This window comes from Pseudomonas sp. TH31, assembly GCF_016650815.1.
In the GTDB taxonomy this organism is placed as follows: domain Bacteria; phylum Pseudomonadota; class Gammaproteobacteria; order Pseudomonadales; family Pseudomonadaceae; genus Aquipseudomonas.
In genome coordinates this window covers 215430-234492 of the sequence record NZ_JAEKEZ010000022.1, presented here as the reverse complement: position 1 = coordinate 234492, position 19063 = coordinate 215430, and the positions used below count along the sequence as shown (strand labels likewise).

Genomic DNA, 19063 nt, shown 5'->3' with positions numbered 1-19063 from the left:
TACAGGGTTTTGCGTGTTCAGTCTGCGGGTTTGGCTCTTCGGGCCTTGAAGAACTCGCTGAGTGCCGCGCCGCATTCCTCGGCCAACACCCCGCCTTCGAACAACACCCGGTGATTCAAAAAGCCCTGGGTGAAGAACTGCCCCTGACTCTGCACAATCCCGGCCTTGGGCTCCAGCGCGCCGTACACCACCCGCGCAATCCGCGAATGCACAATCAGGCCCGCGCACATACTGCACGGCTCCAGGGTCACGTAGAGGGTGCTGCCGGGCAAACGATAGTTACTGGCGGCCAATGCCGCAGCGCGGATCGCGACCATCTCAGCGTGAGCGCTGGGGTCGTTACCGCTGATCGGGCAGTTGAAGCCGCGACCGATAATTTCCCCGTCCTGCACCAGCACCGCGCCCACCGGCACTTCGCCGAGGGCCGCGCCTTGGGCGGCGAGGGCCAGGGCTTCGCGCATGAAGTCACGGTCGCGACTGCGGTCGATGATTGCAGCGGGACGTATCTGGCGCATCACGCCACCTCGATGGCGGCCATCAGGCCGGTTTCCATGTGGTCGATCACATGGCAGTGGAACATCCAGACCCCGGGTTATCCGCCACCAGCGCCACTTGCGCGCGCTCGTTCTTGCCCAACAGGTACGTGTCGGTGAAATACGGGATGACCTTGTGCCGGTTCGAGGCAATCACCTTGAAGCTCATGCCGTGCAGGTGAATCGGGTGCTGATACTGAGTCATGTTCTTCAATTCGAAAATGTAGCTTTTACCCTTCTCGAGCTTGGCGATCGGACGGTCGGCGCAGGTCTTGTCGGTGATGTCCCAGGCCTTGCCGTTGATCTGCCACAGGCTTGGCGGCTTGCCGTTGTCGACGTTGACCGACACCGAACCCACCCATTCGAAATTGAAGTTGAGTTTCTCGGCATTGGCCAGGTCCGGCTCGGCCACCGGGTTGGCGGGCAGCGCGGGCGGCCACCGGGTCGGTGCGTCGGTGTTCGCCACCGAACGCAGCGTTCCCAGGCGCACCGGGCCGTTGCGCAAGGATAGCTCTTCACCGGCCGGCGGGGCCTTGATCGCCAGGCAGATGCGCATGCCGGGGCCGAGCCAGTATTCCTTGCCCAACGGGCGCGGCTCGATGGGGTTGCCGTCCAGCGCGTAGATCTGCGCTTCGACGCCAGGGATGTTGAGGCGATAGGTCAGGGTGTTGTCGAGGTTGAGCAAACGCACACGGGTGATTTGCCCGGCCGGCAACTCGATCACCGGCAGTGGCACGCCATTGATGGTCGATAGCCGTCCGGCAGTGCCACCTCGCGCCGCTTCACGCGCAACACTGAACGCGACGAACGCGCCCTCGTCATCGACGTGCCAGCTCTTGAGGCTCAGGGTTTTTTCATACTTGAAACCGGTGGGCTCTCGCTCTTCGATAATCAGCGGGCCGACCAGGCCACGACCGAGTTCTTCGCTGCTGTTCACGTGTGGGTGATACCAGTAGCTGCCGGCATCCGGCACGCGAAATTTGTAGTCGAAGTACTCGCCCGGCAACACCGGAAGCTGCGAGACGTAGGGCACGCCGTCCATTTCCAGCGGCAGGCGGATGCCGTGCCAGTGGATGGTGGTCGCCACCGGCAGGTGATTGATGAAGCGCACCCGCAGCCATTCGCCCTGACGCACCCGCAACTCGGTGCCCGGCGCTGATGGACCGAACGCCCAGGCTTCGGTCTTGTGCCCGGCCATCAGTTCGACGTCCAGTGGCGCGGCGATCAGCTCATAGTCGTGGCCTGCCTCGGCGTCGGCCATTTTCCCCAGCCAGTAACGCGACGCGCCACCGGCCCCCACGCCAACCACCACAAGACCGGCCAGACCACCGAGTATTTGTCGACGGGTAAAGGACATGAACTCAACTACCTCACGTATCAGCGACGGGCCTGGGGCCCGCAAAAGGCGAATACGATACACCTGCGGATGAGAAACAGTAAGGGTGGGGTGGCGGATGGCTGAAGTCTGCGCGGCCCGCTTGAAAAAGATCGTCCGAACGCGGCCCGAGCCTTCGGACGATCTTTTCGGGCCTGATTACGCCTCCAGGCCGGTAATCAGATGCACCACCCCGTTATCCAGCATCATTACGCCCGGCACACCGGCTATCTTCAAAGCCTGACGATTCACTTGCCCCACATCCCGCAACTCCACCCGCACTCGAGTCAGCGCCACCGGCTGCTGCGATTTAAGGTTATCCACACCCCCCAACGCCGCCACGATATCCGTGGCCAGCCCTGATACCGGTTGAACAACCTGCTTGGGCTCATCCACCACCAAATCCGGGGTCAAGGCTTTCCAGAACGCCCGCTGCATTTTCTCGAACATGCTCAGTTCTCCAGAACCAGTGAAGTATCGACCGTCGCCGCGTGATACAGGCGCAATGCCTCGCGCACCTGCTCGGCGCTTTCCAGGCCCAGCACTTGCTGGGCGATGGCTTCGCAATCTGCCAGATCGACTTCACGCACCGCCGCTTTCACCGCTGGAATCAGCGGCACGCTCACCGATAACTCATCCACTCCCAGCCCCAGCAACAACGGGGTCGCCAGGGTTTCCGAAGCCAGCGCACCACACACGCCGACCCATTTACCATGGGCATGCGCCGCTTTGACCGTACCGGCGATCAAGCGCAGTACCGACGGGTGAAAGCTGTCGGCCTGACTGGCCAGACGCGGGTGATCGCGGTCCATGGCCAAGGTGTACTGGGTCAGGTCGTTGGTGCCGATGGAGAAGAAATCCACCTCGGGTGCAAACAGATCCGCCATCAATGCTGCCGCGGGCACTTCGATCATGATCCCCAGTTTCGGCAGTTCCGTGACGCCCAACGCCAGCGCCTCTTCCTCCAGCATTTGCCGGGCCAGACGCAACTCCGAGAGCTGCGTGATCATCGGCAACATGATGTGCAAACGTGCCAGCCCGACGCTGCTGAGGATCGCCTTGAACTGGTCGCGCAACAGTTGCGGGCGCTCCAGGCACAAGCGAATCCCGCGCATGCCGAGGAATGGGTTGGCTTCGCTGTCCATCGGCACATAGGCCAGCGGTTTATCACCGCCGACGTCCAGGGTTCGCACCACCAGATTGCGCGTCGGCCCCAGACCACGGGCGATGGCGCTGTAGGTGGACGCTTGTTCGTCATGGCTCGGAGCGTGGTTGCGATCCAGATAAAGAAACTCCGAACGCAGCAACCCGACGCCCTCGCCGCCCAGGGTCATGGCCTGTTCGGTTTCAGCCAGCGAGGCAACGTTGGCCGTCACCTCGATGTGATGACCATCGCGGGTACACGCGGCGAGCGAGGCCTGCGCAAGTTCCTGTTGATGACGCTTGTGTTGTCGCTGACGATTGGCCTGAAGCTGTTCGATGGCCGCCAGATCCGGATCAAGGTGCAACTCACCCTTGTCGGCGTCGAGTAACACTTGCGTGCCATCGACCAGCCCCAGCACCTGAACCGGCAAGCCGCAGATCGCCGGCAGGCCAGCGGCCCGAGCGAGAATCGCGACGTGGCTGGTCGCGCCACCGCCGACCGTGGCGAACCCCAACACCTTGCGCGTATCGAGCCCGGCGGTCTGGGACGGGGTCAGTTGTTCGGCGATCAGGATTGCCCCGTCCGGCAATTCCATTGCGCGGTCCTGTACGCCAAGGATGCGCTTGAGCACCCGTTGGCCGACATCCGCCAGATCCGCCGCGCGTTCCGCCAGCAACGGGCTACCGAGACTTTTGAACTGAACCGCCGTCGCCTCGGTAGTCGCTCGCCAGGCAAACCCGGCACTTTTACCTTCGGTGATCAGCGACTGGGCCTGATCCAGCAGACCCGGATCTTCGAGCAGTTCCTGATGCGCCTTGAAGATGTCGACTTGAGCGTCGCTGGTGGCGTTGTCACGCAGTTGCTGCAAGTCCAGGACCGCCTCAGACAAAGCACGAGACAAGTGGTCACGTTCAGCCTGCGCGCCCTTGCCGAACTCGCTCACTTTCAGCGTCTGCTCGGCGATCTGCACCACCCGACCAAACGCCGAACCCGCCGAGGCACAAACCCCACGCAGCACCTTCAGCGTCGAGACCTCGACCGGTTCAACAGCCGCCACCGCCGCCACGGTTTCGCCACAGCCTGCGACCAGCAACTCGGCCAACGTATTGATCGCAGCCTCGGCGTCCGGCCCCGCCGCGCTGACTTGCACGATGTCACCGTGAGCCGTCTGTAATGCCATGATCGCCACCAGGGATTTGGCGTTGGCACTGTCCTGCTGCTTATGCAGATAGATGCTCGCCAAAAACCCTTTCGCCGCTTGGGCAAACACCGCCGCAGGACGTGCGTGCAAGCCGTTCGGGTTGGCCAGGGTCACTGGTTTCGAGAACCGGGCTTCGCCCTCCTCCGCCAACACTTCATCGGTCACTTGGGCGGCAGGGTTCAAACCCAGCAACGGTTGGCCGCTTTCCACCGCCCCCGTTTCGGGCACCAGCCAGGTGAACGGTTCACCGCTGACCACCAGCATCAGCGTCAACAGACTGCGCGCATTCAAAGCGATGTAATCGACATCAAATTCGATCAGTGCCTGCCCCGCTTCCACTCGCAGACCTTCCTCCACCAACCGGGTGAACCCCTTGCCCACGAGGTTCACCGTGTCGAGGCCGATGTGCATCAACACCTGCACGCCGTTGTCATCGGTGATGCTGACCGCATGACCACTGGCCTGCACATTACTGATCACCCCGGCCAGCGGCGCGCACAAGATTGACGAAGTCGGGTCGATGCATAAACCGTCACCGATCACGCGGCTGGAAAACACCGGATCGGGCACCTGGTCCAGCGGCATCAGCACGCCGGACAGCGGCGCGAGCAGTTGCAAATGTTGGGGTGTGGCCATGACGTCACCTGCTGTTTTGTTCTTTTAAAAGACGCTTGCGATACCTGGTAGGAGCTGCCGAAGGCTCGGGCCGCGTTCGGACGATCTTTTGATCTTGATTCTATGCGGCTTTAAAACGCCGAGGATCAAGATCAAAAGATCGTCCGAACGCGGCCCGAGCCTTCGGCAGCTCCTACCGGGGTTATGCGTTTATTTCCACCAGTACTCGACCTGCAATCCGACATTCGCACCATGCAGCGCCGTGCCGAAGGCGCCGGTGTCGGACAACGCCGAGCCCGCCGCCAGTTCATTGGCCGCCCGTTTGGCCGCCTCGTTCCAGCTTGCATAGGTGTAATACAGGCGCACCTCGGGGCGCGCCCAGAAATCCGGGCCCTTGGGCGACCAGGTCGGGGCGAAGGTGAACTTGCTCAGCTTGCGCGTCCCGCCCGGTGCTTCAACCTGATCGTGACCCAGTTCGGTTACCAGTTTGAACTGTTCTGTGATCGCATACGCCGGACGCACGCCGAGGGACATCCAGTTCTGATCGGCGCCGTCCGGGCGAATGTCTTTTTGATACACCGCCTCGATCTGCCCGCCAAAACGCGGCGTTACCTGCCAGTCGAAGAACTCCACCACGCGATAGCTTTTGTTGCTGTCATCAAGCTTCACGTTACCGGTATAGCCCAACCCGGTGCCGGGGCCTTCGCCGTACTGGAAGGCCAGCTTGTTCTTGCCACCGAGAAAGCCTTTCTGCACATGCTGGGTGGTGATCGCCCAGCCACGGTGCGCATCCTGGCTGTCGGGTTTGTCGATGTAGCTCAGGCCGAATTCCAGCTCGCCGCCGGGGTTAGTCTTGAACCCGGCGACGTTGAAGTCATGCCGGTTGATGTAGTTCTTCTGGTACAGGTTGTCCTTGCGCGAGAGGGCGTAGCTGTATTTCAGATCGCCGATCTGCACGTCCTCGATACCGCCGCCGGTGGCGCTCTGGTTCCAGTAGTAGAAGTCGGAAATATGGATGTCGTTCCGTTTGTAGTAACGCCGCCCGGCCCACAGCGAACCGCCATTGAGGCTTGGCAGGTTCGACCACTGCGCATACATCTGCGGCATGCGCACCGAGCCGTTGTCTCCGTTGAAGGTCAGGTCCTTGTCGTACTGGTTGTACAGCGACGCCATGCCGTCAACGCTCAACACCGAACCGTCGTCCAGGGTGAACAAGTCCTGGCGCAGTTCAAGTTCGGCGTACTGCTCGCATTCGTTGCCCAAGCGGTATTTCGACTGCGCCCCCGGCAATTGGAAACACTGTTGTTTACCGCTGTTGACCGAGGTTCCGACGCCACTACGCAAGTAACCGGCGAACTCCAGTGCCTGGGCCGACAGAGGCAAAGCCAGGCACACGCCCGCTGCTACAAGGCTGCGATTTATTGTTGTTTTCAAGAGCCACCCCATTATTTTTATTGTGTGCTGCAGCAAAAAACGGCGCGCAAAACTCCCCGCGCAGCGTTCTGCGTGTTGTTTAAAACTGGTGTTTTTTAGTCGTTAGTCAGGTGCAGGACGAATGACTCAAAGGGCCGCAGAAACACCTGCCGATTGCGCGGTGGACCGTCCGGGTAGTTGCTGATGACCAGCCGTTGCGACATCGCTTCGCTGATCACTTCATCCGGTAATTCAACTTCACAGGTTGTGCCGTAGAAGTTGTTCAACACCAGCAAACGCTCGCCCTGACCTTCACGCACATACGCCCAGATTTGCGAGTGTTCAGGCAGCAACTGCCGGTACACGCCGTCGGACATCAACGCTTGCGTGCGACGCAAAGCGATCAACTGGCGATAGTGATGCAGCACCGATTCCGGGTCGTCGAGTTGGCTGGCAACGTTGATCTGCGCGGCGTTGGCCGGCACGCCGATCCATGGCTCGGCGGCACTGAAACCGGCGTTCGGTCCGGCATTCCAGTGCATCGGCGTACGGCCGTTGTCCCGGGACTTCTGCATGATCGCGGCCATGTTGTCGGCATCGCTGACACCGGCCTCGCGCTTGAGGCGATGGATGTTCAGGGTCTCGACATCGCGGTATTGATCGATGTGATCGAAGCCCGGATTGGTCATGCCCAGTTCTTCGCCCTGGTACACAAACGGCGTGCCCTGAAGGAAGTGCAGCGCGGTGCCGAGCATCTTCGCCGACACCACCCGATGCTCGCCGTCATCACCAAAACGCGAGACCACCCGCGGCTGATCGTGGTTACACCAGAACAACGCGTTCCAACCGCCACCAGCCTGCATGCCGCTCTGCCAGTCGGAGAGGATGCGCTTGAGTTGGAGGAAGTCGAAGTCGGCGCGAATCCACTTTTGCAGGTTCGGGTAATCAACCTTCAAATGATGGAAATTGAAGGTCATCGACAGTTCTTTCGACTCTGGCCGCGAGTAGCGAATGCAGTGCTCGAGGCTGGTGGAAGACATCTCGCCGACGTTGATCAGGTCATGACCTTCAAACACTTCACGGTGCATCTGCTGCAAGTACTCGTGGACATTCGGGCCGTCGGTGTAGAAGCGCCGACCGTCACTGTTGTCCTCGGGGAAGTCCGTCGGTTTGGAGATCAGGTTGATCACGTCCAGGCGGAAACCACCGACGCCTTTGTCACGCCAGAACTGCATCATCTTGAAGACTTCGGCGCGGACCTTCGGGTTGTCCCAGTTCAAGTCAGCCTGGGTGTGGTCGAACAGGTGCAGGAAGTACTGGCCGGTCTGGGCTTCGTACTCCCAGGCCGAACCGCCGAACTTGGATTCCCAGTTGTTCGGCTGGTCGCGCCAGATATAGAAGTCGCGATACGGGTTGTCGAGGCTGCTGCGGGCCTGCTGGAACCAGGTGTGTTCGATCGAGGTGTGGTTGACCACGATGTCGAGCATCAACTTGATCCCGCGCTTGCCGGCCTCGGCGATCAGCAACTCGCAATCGGCCATGGTCCCGTAACTCGGGTCGATGGCGTAGTAATCGCTGATGTCGTAACCGTTGTCGCGCTGGGGCGAACGCAGGAACGGCGTGATCCACAGGCAATCGACACCCAGCCACTGCAGGTAGTCGAGCTTGGCCACGACGCCGAGCAAATCACCCGTGGGGTTGCCGGCGTGGCTGTGAAAACTCTTCGGGTAGATCTGGTAGATCACCGAACGTTGCCAGTCTTGCATGGCGGACTCCTTCATCAATTTTGTACAAATCCCGGTAGGAGCTGCCGAAGGCTGCGATCTTTGGCTTGAGACTCAAGTGAACCCAAGAGAAAAGATCGCAGCCTTCGGCAGCTCCTACGCGCGAATGCAATCTGTCAGGCAACCCGAAAACCGGGACGAACAATCTTCATGCTCAACCCACAGGTCAAAACAAACGGCACGACCATGGCGATGATCATCCCGATCACAAACATCGGAATGAACTGCGGAATGATCGAGATAAAACCGGGCAAGCCACCGACGCCAATCGCCGAGGCCTGGACCTTGTTCAGCGACAGGAAGATGCAGCCCAGTGCCGAGCCGATCAGGGCTGAATAAAACGGGAATTTGTAGCGCAGGTTGACCCCGAACATCGCCGGTTCAGTGATGCCGAAATATGCCGAAATCGCCGAGGTCGAGGCCATGCTTTTGTCCCGCACGTTGCGGGTCATGTAGAACACCGCCAGCGCCGCGCTGCCCTGGGCGAGGTTGGACATGACGATCATCGGCCAGATAAACGTGCCGCCCTGGGTCGAGATCAGCTGCAGGTCCACAGCGAGGAACATGTGGTGCATGCCGGTGATCACCAGCGGGGCATAGAGCAGGCCGAAAATCGCCCCACCGACCATTGGCGCCAGGTCAAACAAGGTGACCACGCCTTCGGTGATCAGAATCCCCAGATGCCGGGTCACCGGACCAATCACCGCCAGCGCCAGTACGCCGGTGACAACGATGGTGGTGATCGGCACCACCAGCAATTGCACGGCATTTGGCACCCGCGCCCGCAGCCATTTCTCGATGACGCTCATCACGTAGGCCGCCAGCAGGATCGGCAGGATCTGGCCCTGATAACCGACCTTCTCGATCTTGAACCAGCCAAAAATATCGAAGTACGGCAGGCTCTGGCCGTCGAGCCCGGCCACGGCCTTGCCGTAGTTCCAGGCATTGAGCAGGTCCGGGTGTACCAGCATCAGGCCGAGCACGATGCCGAGGATTTCGCTGCCGCCAAAACGCTTGGCCGCCGACCAGCCCACCAGCGCCGGCAGGAATACAAACGAGGTGTTGGCCATCAGGTTGATCAGGCTCCAGATGCCATCAAGGCCCGGATAGGCATCCAGCAGCGTCTTGCCCTCGATGAACATGCCCTTGGCGCCGATCAGGTTGTTGATGCCCATCAGCAGGCCGGCAATAATCAGCGCCGGCAAAATAGGCATGAACACGTCGGAGAACACCCGCACCAGCCGTTGCATGGCGTTGATCTTGTCGGCGCTCTTTTGTTTAACGTCGGCAATGGTCGAGGCAGCAAGACCGGTCTGTCGGCGCAGTTCGGCGTAGACCTTTTCCACTTCGCCGGGGCCGATGACCACCTGGAACAGGCCACCGGTGAAGAACGAGCCTTTGACCAGATCGATCTGGTTCAACGTGGCGCTGTTGACCAGGCTCGGGTCCTTGAGGGCCAGGCGCAGACGAGTGACGCAATGCGCGGCCTGCTCAAGATTGTCGCTGCCACCGAGGCTGTGCAGCAGCTCGCTGGCGATATTCGGATAGTCGTGGCTCATGCTTTTTCTTCCGTTGTAGTTTTTTGTTATTGGCAGCACGCCGAAACGAAAAGTACTCGTCTGTACGAGTTAAAGCAACAACTCGTACAGACGAGTTTGATTTTGTTTATCTCGAACCCGACCGGCGGTGATACTTCCTACCTTCGAAGTCAAAGAAACCCAATGCCGAATGGACAAACTCCTACCCTGCCCTTAAGGTTCCAAGCCTTGAGTACAGCGCGGCGTAGATCCATCCCATGAGTAAATACAACCAGATCTACACCGATCTGCTTGCCAGCATTACCACCGAACGTCTGGAACGCGGCGCCCGGTTGCCTTCCGAAACCGAACTGATGGACAGCTACCAGGCCAGTCGCGGCACCGTGCGTAAAGCCATCGAACAGTTACAGGAGCGCGGTTTCGCCCAGAAAGTCCACGGCAAAGGCACCTTTGTGCTGTCGACCAACCCGATCGAATTCCAGCTCGGCGGCATCGTCAGCTTTCAGGAGACTTATCCGCGGCTGGGCAACGACGTCAGCACCGAGGTGGTCGAGTTCGATCAGATTCCGCTGGAGGGCGCGCTGCTGGAACACATCAAGGCCGACGAAGGCAGCCTGATCACGCGGATCAAACGCGTACGGCGGATCGACGGCAAACGGGTGATCCTCGACATCAACCATTTTGTCAGCCATGTGATTCCCGGCCTGTCCCGGGACATCGCCGAGCAATCGATCTACGCCTTCATCGAACAGACCCTGCAACTGCAAATCGCCTACGCCCAGCGCACCATCGAAGCGGTGCCTCGGAGCAAGGACGATCAGTTGCATCTGGACCTCGACGGCCAGAGTCATGTGATCGTGGTGAGTAACCAGACGTTCCTGCAGGATGGCCGCCAGTTCGAGTACACCGAGTCGCGACATACGCTGGATAAGTTCTACTTTTCGGATGTGGCGCGGCGCTGAAACGCAAAAAGCCCCGTGAACTCGCGTTCACGGGGCCTTTCAGGTGTTACGGACGATCAGTTACAGCCGGGATCACTCCCACTCAATCGTCGCTGGCGGCTTGCTCGACACGTCGTAGGTGACGCGGGAGATGCCTTCGATTTCATTGATGATGCGGCCGCTGACGGTTTCCAGCAGTTCGTAAGGCAGGTGAGCCCAACGCGCGGTCATGAAGTCGATGGTTTCTACGGCACGCAGGGCCACGACCCAGGCGTAACGACGGCCATCGCCTACCACGCCAACCGATTTGACTGGCTGGAATACCACGAATGCCTGGCTGACCTTGTGGTACCAGTCGGCTTTACGCAGTTCTTCGATGAAGATGTGGTCGGCGCGACGCAGCAGGTCGGCGTATTCCTTCTTCACTTCACCAAGGATCCGCACGCCCAGGCCCGGGCCCGGGAACGGGTGACGGTAGACCATGTCGTACGGCAGGCCGAGTTCGAGGCCCAGACGACGGACTTCGTCCTTGAACAGCTCGCGCAGCGGCTCAATCAGCTTCAGGTTCATCTCTTCCGGCAGGCCACCCACGTTGTGGTGCGACTTGATCACGTGAGCCTTGCCGCTTTTGGCGCCAGCCGACTCGATCACGTCCGGGTAGATGGTGCCTTGGGCGAGGTACTTGATGTTGTCCAGTTTGTTGGACTGGGCATCGAAGACGTCGATGAAGGTACGGCCGATGATCTTGCGCTTCTTCTCTGGGTCGGACTCGCCGGCCAGGTTGTTCAGGAACTGATCTTCAGCGTTGGCGCGGATCACCTTGACGCCCATGTTCTCGGCGAACATGGCCATCACTTGCTCACCTTCGTGCAGACGCAGCAGGCCGTTGTCGACGAAGACGCAAGTCAGTTGCTCGCCGATGGCCTTGTGCAACAGCGCGGCAACGACCGAGGAGTCCACACCGCCGGACAAGCCGAGCAGTACGTTGTCGGTGCCGACCTGGGCGCGAATGTTGGCGATGGCGTCTTCGGCAATTTTCGAAGGCGTCCACAGGGCTTCGCAGCCACAGATGTCTAGGATAAAGCGCGAGAGGATGCGACCGCCCTGCTTGGTGTGGGTCACTTCCGGGTGGAACTGCACGCCGTAGTAGCCGCGAGCGTCGTCGAACATGCCGGCAATCGGGCAGCTCGGGGTGCTGGCCAGGATGTGGAATTCCTGAGGCATCCTGGTGACCTTGTCACCGTGGCTCATCCATACGTCGAGGCCGAACAGGCCGTCGGCGTCGATGTGGTCTTCAATGCCGTCGAGCAGACGGCTCTTGCCGACTACATCAACGCGGGCATACCCGAACTCACGCAGCTCGGAACCTTCGACCTTGCCACCCAGCTGTTCAGCCATGGTTTGCATGCCGTAGCAGATACCGAAGACCGGTACGCCCAGGTCCCAGACAGCTTGCGGTGCTCGCGGGCTGTCGGCAACGTGTACGGACTCGGGGCCGCCGGCGAGGATGATCCCCTTCGGTGCGAATTCGCGAATCGCTTCGTCGTCCATGTCGAACGGATGCAGTTCGCAGTACACGCCGATTTCACGCACGCGGCGGGCAATCAGCTGGGTGTACTGGGAACCGAAGTCGAGGATCAGGATGCGGTGGGCGTGAATGTCGAGGGCCATGGAGTCAGTCTCGTCTATGGAATTCAGAAACAACTCGGGGCTGAATCAAACAGCCCCGGTTACTTAGCTTTTTGCTGGAAGGCTCAACCTACGCGGTAGTTTGGCGCTTCTTTGGTGATCTGTACGTCGTGAACGTGGGACTCGGCCATGCCAGCGCCAGTGATCCGCACGAACTCAGGCTTGGTGCGCATTTCTTCGATGTCGGCACTGCCGGTGTAGCCCATCGAGGAGCGCAGGCCGCCCATCAGTTGATGGATGATGGCGCTCAGGGTGCCCTTGTACGGAACACGTCCTTCGATGCCTTCAGGTACAAGCTTCTCGGCGCCTGCCGAGGAATCCTGGAAGTATCGGTCGGAGGAACCTTGGGCCTGGGACATGGCGCCCAGCGAACCCATGCCGCGGTAAGCCTTGTACGAACGACCCTGGAACAGTTCGATCTCGCCCGGCGCTTCTTCAGTACCGGCGAACATCGAGCCCATCATTACGCAGGAAGCACCGGCTACGATGGCCTTGGACAGGTCACCGGAGAAACGGATGCCGCCGTCGGCGATCAACGGAACGCCAGTGCCTTCAAGGGCAGCGGCGACGTTGGCGATGGCACTGATTTGCGGGACGCCGACACCGGCAACGATGCGGGTGGTGCAGATCGAGCCAGGGCCGATACCGACCTTGACGGCATCGGCGCCCGCTTCGGCCAGGGCCTTGGCGGCAGCGCCGGTGGCGATGTTGCCGCCGATGACCTGCACTTCAGGGAAATTCTGTTTAACCCAGCGAACGCGGTCGATCACGCCTTTGGAGTGACCGTGTGCGGTGTCGACCACCACCACGTCAACGCCGGCAGCAACCAGTGCGGCAACGCGATCGCCGGTGTCTTTACCGGTGCCGACCGCAGCGCCGACGCGCAGACGACCTTGATCGTCCTTGCTGGCCAGCGGGTAAGCCTTGGCTTTTTCGATGTCGTTGACGGTCATCATGCCTTTGAGGGCAAACTTGTCGTCAACGATCAGGACGCGTTCAATGCGGTTTTTATGCAACAACTCGCGGACGTCGTTCTTGTCGGCGCCTTCCTTGACCGTGACCAGGCGCTCTTTAGGCGTCATCACTTCACGGACGGAGGCATCCAGGCGGTTCTCGAAACGCACGTCACGGGAAGTGACGATGCCGACCAGGTCGCCATCGTGCAGTACCGGAACGCCGGAGATGTTGTGCATGCGGGTCAGTTCGAACAGTTCACGAACCGTGGCGTCAGCCTCGATGGTGATCGGGTCCTTGACCACGCCGGCTTCGTAACGCTTGACCTTGCGCACTTCGGCAGCTTGCTGCTCGATGGTCATGTTCTTGTGGATAATGCCGATGCCACCTTCCTGAGCCATGGCAATTGCCAGACGGGCTTCAGTGACGGTGTCCATGGCGGCAGAAACCAGAGGAATATTCAGCTCGATGCCACGGGTTAGGCGGGTCTTGAGACTGACTTCGTTAGGAAGCACCTCGGAATAACCGGGCACTAGGAGAATGTCGTCGAATGTCAGAGCTTCTTGGCTGATACGCAGCATCGCGGGGGCTCCCGAGCGGGAAAATGGAAGCGCGCCATTATAGTCAGACACCCTCTCGGGTTCAATGTAAAACTCTGTCTATTATCGACCTTATAGATATACGGAACATATCGCCCCTGTAGGAGCTGCCGCAGGCTGCGATCTTTTGATCTTGCTTTTGAAGATAAAGGTCAAGAGATCGCAGCCTGCGGCAGCTCCTACAGGGTGGGGTGCAGTGATCAGAGTTCGACTTTTACCCAACTGACCGGTTGATCCAGCCAATCGGCGAATTCATCGATAAAGCTCTGCTTGAACCCGGCCTCGGCCCAGTTGTTGAAGATGAAACCCAGGTTTGAGAAACCGCATTCCTGCAAAAACAGAAACCCGTTGATGTCATCTTCATGCCCGCACTCGGGGCAGGTGAAGTTGTCGGTGCGCCCCGGCATCCACTCTTCCAGGCTATCGAACAGCGCTTCGCCGACTTCCTTGCGGCACTCGGCGCAGCCCGCCTCCTCCAGGAAACCCTTGGCCGGCGTGTAGATGCAGCGTTTGGTAATGATTTCCAGGCCATTGACCGGCTCGCCGAACGGCAGGGCCTCCGGGTGCAGCACCACGGCGCGCGCGCCGTCTGCCAGCGCGTAACCCATGCGATTGCCGGTGCGCCCGCAGGTGGTCAGTTCTTCCTTGATGATGTTCTTGCGCACCAGCCACCGAACGATTGCCCGGGCCTGGGGTTCGTGCACCGGCAAAGTGGAGATTTTCGGGACGATGATGCTTTGGGAATTCATGGTGCAAGCCTACTGCGTCAAATGGATGTTTCTGCGGCGTTCCAGTTGACGTCTTCGCGGGCAAGCCTTGCTCCTACAGGATTGTGTGATTTCGCGATTACCGCAAAACCTGTAGGAGCGAGGCTTGCCTGCGAAGGCGTCAGGACGGCCGGCAGCTTAATCCCTGACACACTGAGGTCAAGTACTCAAATACCGTCCGATCAAGGCAATACCACTGGCCAGCACCAACCAGGTCACCAGCCGTACAAAGGCCTCCGGGACAATCTCATGGTCAAGCGCCGACCGATCCACAACCCCAGCGCCATGGCCGGCAACAAGCACACGGCCAATACCAATAAGGGTAGCTCGGCATACACACCGGCGACGGCAAACAGGCTCAAACGCACCACGGTACTGCAACTGATCAGAGCACTCTGGGTCGCCCGGGCCGCGTCCTTGGGCAGACGACTGTTCAGATAGATCGCATATAAAAAACCGCCGCTGCCAAACAATGCCCCAAACATCCCGCCCACCGTGCCCATCGGCACTGCCCAACCGGCAGACAACTGCGTCGGACGGGTTTTGACCCACAAGCTGTAGACCGCATAAGCGCTGATAAACAGCCCCATCAACAACAGCAACAGATCGGATTTGAGGTTGAGCAGGAAAATCACCCCCAACGTACAGCCCACCGCCATGCACGGCAGCAGTCGCAGCAGCTCGGGTTTGTCCACATCCCGCCGTGAAGGCAGCCAATTGCCGAACGCCGCGACGAAATCCAGCAGCACCAGCAACGGCACGATTTTCGACAGTGGCATAAACAGGATCAGGATCGGCCCGGCCACCAGCGCGGTGCCAAACCCGGCAATGCCAAACACGATGTACGCCAGGACGATGCCCAGCCCGATCACCAGCCAATCGCTCGCGCCGAACGGCCATTGGCTCAACAACTCAAGCACATTCATTCCCAGTCTTTCCTTGAATACCTGTGATGACTTTAGCCAGCGCCAAGCGTTGCGACTAATATCTTCAAAGTCGCCCACCCATCTCGAAAAGGCATGCCTCGTGCTTTCAACCCGCCAATTGCGTTACTTCGTTGAAATCGCCGAGTGCGGCAGTTTCAGCGCTGCGGCCGAACGCCTGTTTATCGCGCAGTCCGCCCTGAGCCGGCAGATCAAGGACATGGAAACCCGCTTGCAAACACCGCTATTCGAACGTACCGCGCGCCAACCCCGACTGACCGCCGCCGGAGCAAGCTTTTTACCCGGGCCAGAAACCTGTTGCTTGAGCTGACCAGGGCCAGCGAGATGGCGACTCAGGTCGGCAACGGCCAACTCGGCACTTTGCGCCTGAGCCATTCCAGCACTGTGCCGATGAGCGGCCGCCTGTTACGGGGCATCAGCGCTTATCTGGATCAGCATGCCGGCGTGTCCATGGACATCGTCAAACTGTCCTCCGAAGCGCAGTTGGAAGCGTTGGCCGAAGGTCGTCTGGATGTCGGTCTGTTGCGCTTGCCGGTGCTGCGTCAGCGTGAAGGCGTGCAGATTGTTCCTTTATATAGCGAGCGTTTGCTGTTGGCGGTGCCACCGAATCATCGACTGGCTGTGGATAAGTCAGGGCAAGGCATCGATCTGGCGCAGTTGAAGGATGAAGCGTTTATCTCGATTCCTCACCCACAGCGTGGGGGCTTGAGCTACTTGTCTGCCGAGTTGTGCATGCGCCAGGGTTTCTTTCCCAAGGCCGCTCGGGTCGTGTCGCGCAAAACCACGCAACTGCAATTGATCCAGGCCGGGTTCGGCCTTGCCCTGCTGCCAGAGTCGATGCAGGACATCGCCCCGCCGGATATCCATTTCCTGCCATTGGCCGACCCGGATTGCTACAGCACCGTCGCCCTTGCCTGCCGGCAGAATCCCACAGTATTGGTCCAACAATTCACCCAACACATCACCGCCCCCTGTAGGAGCTGCCGCGGGCTCGGGCCGCGTTCGGACGATCTTTTGATTTTGATTTTGATTTTTAAGATCAAAAGATCGTCCGAACGCGGCCCGAGCCCGCGGCAGCTCCTACAGGGGGGTCGTGCATTGCGCAGGAGAATGCCTTTATCATGCGCCCCATGATTAAAGATCCCTTTGCAAGACTCGGCCTGGACCGTGAAGTCCTGACTGTCAGCCAGCTCAACGGCCGCGCGCGGGTGTTGCTTGAAGACGTGTTCAGCAATATCTGGGTCGAAGGCGAAATATCCAACCTCGCCCGCCCGGCGTCAGGCCATGTGTATTTCACCCTCAAGGACAGTGGCGCCCAGGTCCGTTGCGCGCTGTTTCGGCAAAATGCCGCACGGGTTCGTCAGGCGTTGAAGGATGGCCTGGCGGTCAAGGTCCGGGGCAAGGTCTCGCTGTTCGAGGGCCGTGGCGACTATCAACTGATCCTCGACACCGTGGAGCCGGCCGGTGACGGCGCCCTGCGCCTGGCCTTCGATGCGCTGAAAGAAAAACTCAGCGCCGAAGGCCTGTTCAGTGCCGAACGCAAAGTGCCGTTGCCGGCGCATCCGCAACGCATCGGCATCATCAGCTCGCCCACCGGCGCGGTGATTCGCGACATCATCAGCGTGTTCCGCCGCCGCGCGCCACAGATCCAACTGACGCTGATTCCGACCGCCGTGCAGGGCCGCGAAGCCACTGCGCAGATTGTCCGCGCCTTGAAACTGGCGGACGCCCGAGGCTTCGATGCATTGATCCTGGCCCGTGGCGGCGGTTCGCTGGAAGACCTCTGGTGCTTCAACGAAGAAGCCGTGGCCCGTGCCGTGGACGCCTGCGTAACGCCGATTGTCAGCGCCGTCGGCCATGAAACCGACGTCTCGATCAGTGACTTCGTCGCCGACGTTCGCGCCCCGACGCCTTCCGCCGCTGCCGAATTGCTGGCGCCGGATTCCAGCGATCTGGTGCGCCGGGTCGAGAGCCTGCACCGCCGATTGGTGATGCGGATACGCGACCGCTTGATGCGTGATCGCCTGCGCCTGGAAGGCATGTCCCGTCGCCTGCGTCATCCCGGCGAACGCCTACGCCAGCAAGCCCAGCGCCTGGACGACCTGGACATGCGCCTGCGCCGCGCGTTCGAACGTAGCCTCAATACCCGTCGCGAACGGCTGATTCGCCTGGAAACCCGCCTCGCCGGGCAACATCCGGGGCGGCAGTTGGCGATGCTGCGCCAGCGCCTCGACAGCCTCGCCGAACGTCTGCCCCGGGCCATCCGCGAAGGCCTCAAAGCCGTCGCCTGCAACTGCAAAGCCAGGTGCAGACGCTGCAAGTGGTCAGTCCGCTGGCGACCCTGGCCCGTGGCTACAGCATTTTGCTGGACGAGCGCGGCAACGCGATCCGCAGCGCCGGGCAGACCTACAACGGCCAGCGCCTGAAAGCCAAACTGGGCGACGGCGAGCTGCAAGTGCGCGTCGAAGACAATCACCTGACGCCTGTCACCCTTTCTTTACTGGATTGAACCATGCCACGTTTTTTAGCTCCGTTGCTCTTGTTGTGCCTGACCCTCAACGCCCACGCTGACAGTTACATCACCCGCCTGTTGAACAAACCGGTGCCGGGCGGCGTGGCTGTGGTAGACCTGGGCACCGCTGCCCAGGCGCCGAAAGCCACGTATCAAGGCAAACCGGTGCTGGTGGTCAAGGAACAGAGCAATTGGCTGGCCATCGTCGGTGTGCCGCTAACGGTCAAACCGGGGACCCAGCAAGTGAACAGCGGCGGCCGTAATCTGAGCTTCACGGTCGGCAACAAGAAATACCCGGAACAGCACATCACGCTGAAGAACACCCAGCAGGTCAATCCGAACCCGGCGAACCTGAAGCGTATCGAAGGCGAACTGGCCGAACAGATCCAGGCATATCGCAGCTTCAGCCCCGTCACCCCGAGCAACCTGCTGCTGGACAAACCGGTCAACGGCCCGCTGTCGAGCAAGTTTGGCGTGCGTCGGTTCTTTAATGGTGAAGAACGTAATCCCCATGCCGGGCTGGACTTTGCGGTGCCGGCGGGTACGCCGATCAAGACGCCGGCGGCGGGTAAGGTGATTTTGATCGGCAACTACTTCTTCAATGGCAACACGGTGTTTGTCGACCATGGCCAGGGCTTTATCAGCATGTTCTGCCACATGTCGAAAATTGATGTGAAGGTTGGCCAGCAACTGGCCCGTGGTGGCGTGGTAGGCAAGGTCGGTTCGACCGGGCGCGCGACCGGGCCGCATATGCACTGGAATGTCAGCCTGAATGATGCGCGGGTTGATCCGGCGATTTTTATCGGGGCGTTTCAGCCTTAAGCAAAATCAAAAGATCGCAGCCTTCGGCAGCTCCTACATCGACCGGGTACATCCGTGGAGTTGCTGCACACACACAATCTGTAGGAGCTGCCGCAGGCGGCGATCTTTTTCCGCATCGAGGTCCGAAATCCCACGCGCAGCCCGACGCTCCAGATAGCGTTTTATTTCGAGGCGCAATGGCTCACTGAAACCTAGCAAGCTTACCCCGCCACTTCAGCACCAACTTTCAATT

At 60.1% G+C, this 19063-nt stretch carries 11 protein-coding genes and 4 pseudogenes; 4 read left to right on the top strand and 11 right to left on the bottom strand.

All coding sequences use genetic code 11. From position 1 onward, the window contains the following. Positions 1 to 17: 17 nt before the first annotated feature. The 7 genes and pseudogenes from tadA to treP all read right to left on the bottom strand — a co-directional run bounded on the left by tadA (position 18) and on the right by treP (position 9624). On the bottom strand, positions 18 to 515 hold the full coding sequence (gene tadA, locus JFV26_RS15765; RefSeq protein ID WP_201193754.1) for a tRNA adenosine(34) deaminase TadA: 498 nt from the start codon (positions 513 to 515) through the stop codon (positions 18 to 20). Continuing rightward, positions 515 to 1890 (bottom strand): annotated as a pseudogene (locus tag JFV26_RS15760) (multicopper oxidase family protein). The gene tadA and the pseudogene JFV26_RS15760 overlap by 1 nt, the downstream one beginning before the upstream one ends. A 177-nt stretch (positions 1891 to 2067) precedes the next feature. Beyond that, the gene (locus tag JFV26_RS15755) at positions 2068 to 2358 is read right to left on the bottom strand and encodes a PTS transporter subunit EIIB (RefSeq protein ID WP_201193752.1); all 291 of its coding nucleotides are present in this window, start codon (positions 2356 to 2358) and stop codon (positions 2068 to 2070) included. Between the two features lie 2 nt (positions 2359 to 2360). Then, positions 2361 to 4889: a phosphoenolpyruvate--protein phosphotransferase gene (gene ptsP / locus JFV26_RS15750; RefSeq protein ID WP_201193751.1), complete on the bottom strand. Its 2529-nt coding sequence runs from the start codon at positions 4887 to 4889 to the stop codon at positions 2361 to 2363. Positions 4890 to 5078: 189 nt separating this feature from the next. After that, positions 5079 to 6302, bottom strand: coding sequence for a maltoporin (locus JFV26_RS15745; RefSeq protein ID WP_201193749.1), 1224 nt, complete (start codon positions 6300 to 6302; stop codon positions 5079 to 5081). Positions 6303 to 6397: 95 nt separating this feature from the next. Continuing rightward, the gene (gene treC / locus JFV26_RS15740) at positions 6398 to 8047 is read right to left on the bottom strand and encodes an alpha,alpha-phosphotrehalase (protein ID WP_201193747.1); all 1650 of its coding nucleotides are present in this window, start codon (positions 8045 to 8047) and stop codon (positions 6398 to 6400) included. A 134-nt stretch (positions 8048 to 8181) separates the two neighbouring features. Continuing rightward, the gene (gene treP, locus JFV26_RS15735; RefSeq protein WP_201193745.1) at positions 8182 to 9624 is read right to left on the bottom strand and encodes a PTS system trehalose-specific EIIBC component; all 1443 of its coding nucleotides are present in this window, start codon (positions 9622 to 9624) and stop codon (positions 8182 to 8184) included. A gap of 236 nt (positions 9625 to 9860) precedes the next feature. Between treP and treR the strand changes: the two genes are divergently transcribed. After that, complete coding sequence (gene treR, locus JFV26_RS15730; RefSeq protein WP_201193744.1) at positions 9861 to 10565, top strand: trehalose operon repressor; 705 nt, start codon at positions 9861 to 9863, stop codon at positions 10563 to 10565. A 72-nt stretch (positions 10566 to 10637) separates the two neighbouring features. On the opposite strand, the gene guaA is transcribed toward treR, so the two are convergent. The 4 genes and pseudogenes from guaA to JFV26_RS15710 all read right to left on the bottom strand — a co-directional run bounded on the left by guaA (position 10638) and on the right by JFV26_RS15710 (position 15479). Beyond that, complete coding sequence (guaA, locus tag JFV26_RS15725) at positions 10638 to 12215, bottom strand: glutamine-hydrolyzing GMP synthase (protein ID WP_201193742.1); 1578 nt, start codon at positions 12213 to 12215, stop codon at positions 10638 to 10640. Between the two features lie 83 nt (positions 12216 to 12298). Then, the gene (gene guaB / locus JFV26_RS15720; RefSeq protein ID WP_201193740.1) at positions 12299 to 13768 is read right to left on the bottom strand and encodes an IMP dehydrogenase; all 1470 of its coding nucleotides are present in this window, start codon (positions 13766 to 13768) and stop codon (positions 12299 to 12301) included. A 218-nt stretch (positions 13769 to 13986) separates the two neighbouring features. Beyond that, positions 13987 to 14535: a sugar ABC transporter ATPase gene (locus tag JFV26_RS15715; protein WP_201193738.1), complete on the bottom strand. Its 549-nt coding sequence runs from the start codon at positions 14533 to 14535 to the stop codon at positions 13987 to 13989. A 177-nt stretch (positions 14536 to 14712) separates the two neighbouring features. Then, positions 14713 to 15479 (bottom strand): annotated as a pseudogene (locus JFV26_RS15710) (sulfite exporter TauE/SafE family protein). 100 nt (positions 15480 to 15579) lie between these two features. On the opposite strand from JFV26_RS15710, the pseudogene JFV26_RS15705 reads away from it, so the two are divergent. The 3 genes and pseudogenes from JFV26_RS15705 to JFV26_RS15695 all read left to right on the top strand — a co-directional run. After that, a pseudogene (locus JFV26_RS15705) lies at positions 15580 to 16460 on the top strand (LysR family transcriptional regulator); the annotation flags it as partial. Positions 16461 to 16705: 245 nt separating this feature from the next. Next, a pseudogene (gene xseA, locus JFV26_RS15700) lies at positions 16706 to 18006 on the top strand (exodeoxyribonuclease VII large subunit). A 3-nt stretch (positions 18007 to 18009) separates the two neighbouring features. Continuing rightward, positions 18010 to 18831: a peptidoglycan DD-metalloendopeptidase family protein gene (locus JFV26_RS15695; protein WP_201193737.1), complete on the top strand. Its 822-nt coding sequence runs from the start codon at positions 18010 to 18012 to the stop codon at positions 18829 to 18831. Positions 18832 to 19063: the final 232 nt, after the last annotated feature.